General features: G+C 55.0%; 4 protein-coding genes. All 4 read left to right on the top strand.

The genetic code is table 11. From position 1 onward, the window contains the following. The first annotated feature begins 207 nt into the window (after positions 1 to 207). Complete coding sequence (locus ACFPN1_RS16155; protein WP_386756248.1) at positions 208 to 1,026, top strand: hypothetical protein; 819 nt, start codon at positions 208 to 210, stop codon at positions 1,024 to 1,026. Positions 1,027 to 1,584: 558 nt separating this feature from the next. After that, positions 1,585 to 1,884, top strand: a complete 300-nt coding sequence (locus tag ACFPN1_RS16160; protein WP_386756249.1) for a hypothetical protein — start codon at positions 1,585 to 1,587, stop codon at positions 1,882 to 1,884. A 66-nt stretch (positions 1,885 to 1,950) separates the two neighbouring features. Further along, on the top strand, positions 1,951 to 2,373 hold the full coding sequence (locus ACFPN1_RS16165) for a hypothetical protein (protein ID WP_386756251.1): 423 nt from the start codon (positions 1,951 to 1,953) through the stop codon (positions 2,371 to 2,373). 59 nt (positions 2,374 to 2,432) lie between these two features. Continuing rightward, positions 2,433 to 2,834 (top strand): DUF6228 family protein, encoded by a 402-nt coding sequence (locus ACFPN1_RS16170; protein ID WP_386756252.1) that lies wholly within the window; start codon positions 2,433 to 2,435, stop codon positions 2,832 to 2,834. Positions 2,835 to 3,273: the final 439 nt, after the last annotated feature.

The raw sequence follows: 3,273 nt of genomic DNA on the forward strand, positions 1-3,273 counted from the left end.
CTCGGTGAGCTGGTGGTACGTCACGGTTGGGGCTCCTTTCTTGCCGGATCAGAGTCCCAACCAGTCTGCCAGCTCACCCCTGCATTCTTGGGGGCTGGAGTTGTCGCACTTACTTTGGCAATTTCCGCGCCCTAACAATTCATTCAAGCCGAAGCCGCTTCGCGGCTCGGCTTAATTCAGGCGTTAGGCAGCGAAACGAGACTTCTCATGTCGTCAAATATAGAGCGGTACAAAAAGGACTTCGACAGGTTGCGCCGTCAAGCGCAATTGCTTGAGCAATCCTTCGCCCACTACACCTACGGCGACGAGTATGAAGCTGCCGTATTGAAATCTTGCAAGAACGACAAGAAGGCAGCTAAAGCCCACCTTGATGCACTTCCTGATTTCAAGGAGTCCTACCAGTCGTGGTACTCCGAATGCATAGCGCTGATAAAGCAGTTGCTCCCGGACAGACTCAATGATTTCATTCGTCTGTACGAGAAGCCAAAAGGCCGGAAGGACATTAGTTTTGAGAATTATCGCATTGAGGACGCGCTTCAAGGTCTGCGGATCACGCGCTACAGCGGTAGTGAAGTCATTGCTGATTCCAAGTCCGCGATGCCTCACTTGAAACAACAGGTCGCAATACTTGACTCACTAAAGAACAGATTTGAAAGCTCGCTCTATGACATTCGGCAGCTTGTCCAAGCTGACCTCCTGGACTCTGAGCTTGATGCGGCCAGAGAACTGTTGAAGCACAAGTTCATGCGGGCAGCCGGCGCCGTTGCTGGCGTTGTCTTAGAAAAACATCTGCTTGAGGTTTGCAACAACCACGACATTAAAGTCACAAAAAAGCATCCAACCATCGCCGACCTAAATGATGCGCTTAAGAATTCAGACGTGATCGGAACCCCCGAGTGGAGATTTAATCAGCATCTCGCGGATCTGAGAAATCTTTGCGACCACAATAAGCAGAAAGAGCCAACCCCAGAGCAGGTCGATGATTTGATTCAGGGCGTCGCAAAAGTGGCAAAGACAATCTTCTAGTCGCTGCCTAACAATTCATTCAAGCCGAAGCCGCTTCGCGGCTCGGCTTAATTCAGGCGTTAGCCCTCAATGAGACTTCTCATCGCTTTGATTCTATTTGCGGCTATTGCGCCGGCCGCGTCCGCGAAGTGCGGCTTCCGCTTTTATGTCGTCTCAGGGCTGGTGCTTGATACAGCCGGTTCGCCTGTCTCTCGCGCCTTGGTTGGCGTCTCATGGACGGAGCACTCGACTCCCACAGGCCCCGCTATGGCCACTACCGGATCTGATGGGCGCTACTCCATCCCCATCAGGGTCGACACTTACTCTGGCCATTCGCTCCTGACCGGTGATAAATGCCAGGGCCTGCTCAAGCAAGTGTCAGTGTCAGCCCATAGCGCTACTCACCGGTCGGTGTTCACACTGGTACCGGTCAGTGAAAGGTCAGAGATTAATGTCGAGCCCTTGCTCATCGACACCCCAATACAGCGTGAGCCCCTGTGGCCTGACGAGGTTGAGGGCTAACAATTCATTCAAGCCGAAGCCGCTTCGCGGCTCGGCTTAATTCAGGCGTTAGGCCTCATGGGAGAGCGCATCGTGTTCAAGCAAGTCTTGAAACCTGCCGCCCTTCTCTTTCTGGCTTCCCTCTGCCTCGCGGCCACTGCTTTCGGCCTAGTGCTGTGGCACCACACCACCCTCGCCAATCCCTGCCAGCTTCCTGTCGCGGACCCAGGTGAGCCCGTTACCTGCTACTACCGGACTCTATTCTTCTGGGACTGGCCTGGTGTCATTACACTGTTCCTGCTGTACTTTGCCTTCTGTCTTTTAGCTGCATGGCTCTGGCAGTGGGCAAAGCACAGATTCTTTCACCGGGCCGGCTGAGGCCTAACAATTCATTCAAGCCGAAGCCGCTTCGCGGCTCGGCTTAATTCAGGCGTTAGCCCTCACATGAACAAACTCGCGATCTTCTTTTCCGCAATGCTCATTTCATCTGCCACGCTGGCAGCGGAGCCTTTCAGCGAAATCTCAACCGACGTGGTATCGCTGCTAAAAACTACCGAGCATCGGTATATCAGCACCTTTGACTGCACCGATGACGGCTGCGGTTATGAGCATTTCCTTCAGGAGATAGATTTTTCCTCGGAGATTTCCTGTACCAAAAAGATCACAGAGATAGCCGCTAATCGCTCCACCGCCTATCCCGTGTGGAAAGATCGGCCAGAGACGCTCTACCTCACGGTGATTGACGTATCCCTTGGCAAATCGTTCACTGCCACGATCGTTACTGGCAAGAACTGCGACTATTCATTCAAAATCGAGCCGCTTACCCGGGAGAGCAACGAGAAAGCGCGCCACCCGGGTGAGGGCTAACAATTCATTCAAGCCGAAGCCGCTTCGCGGCTCGGCTTAATTCAGGCGTTAGCGGCCAAATGGGCTCCGTCGAAATAAAATCCTGCTACGACTCAACCGCACTCACTCTCACTGCACTCGGCGACGACTTCGGTGAGCTTGCCTTTTCCGCGGAGCTTTCTGGCGCCCCGTTCAACGGGTTGGTCCGATCCTCTACTTGGCACAATGGCCCGCCCACGCTCCTCTTTCAGGAGTTAGCCCGTGACTGGCAAGGCTGGAACGGAAAGAAAGAATGGGCAGCCCTGGAGGGAGAGCTCCGCTTAACCGCAACCTGCGATTCGGGAGGGCACATTGCCCTTACCGTTCATTTATCGCAGCAATCTGGCGACTTCACCGCATCGGCGACGATATGGCTTGAGGCTGGCCAGCTTGATCAGGTATTCCAGCGGGTCAACGCGGTGCTCCCAACTGAGCGCCGCTAACAATTCATTCAAGCCGAAGCCGCTTCGCGGCTCGGCTTAATTCAGGCGTTATGCGTGGTCAAAAGACGGGCGATGCGCGCCAGTACTGAGGCGCTGCAGGTAAACCTCGCACAGCCCGCACTCGATCTCTCTCGCTCGCGCCGCTGGGCTTGCGGTCACATGGCTGGATTCACCCTGGCGGCGCCTCCGGCGCCGGATGGGGCAAGCACCCGCCACTCACTCTCCGCGCATCCGTCCAGTGATTGCCGCACCCCGATTGTCCCGGGCTAAGATCTCTTCAGCGTCCACGGCTTACCTACTACCGTGGCTGCATAACAATTCATTCAAGCCGAAGCCGCTTCGCGGCTCGGCTTAATTCAGGCGTTAGGCCAGCACAATGAGAGACCTACACGTTGGAGGAAAGATCGGCGCCATCTTGGCTATTGCCTTTCTTGCTATG

Origin of the sequence: Lysobacter yangpyeongensis, from assembly GCF_042655745.1 — a bacterium.
In the GTDB taxonomy this organism is placed as follows: Bacteria; Pseudomonadota; Gammaproteobacteria; order Xanthomonadales; family Xanthomonadaceae; genus Agrilutibacter; species Agrilutibacter yangpyeongensis.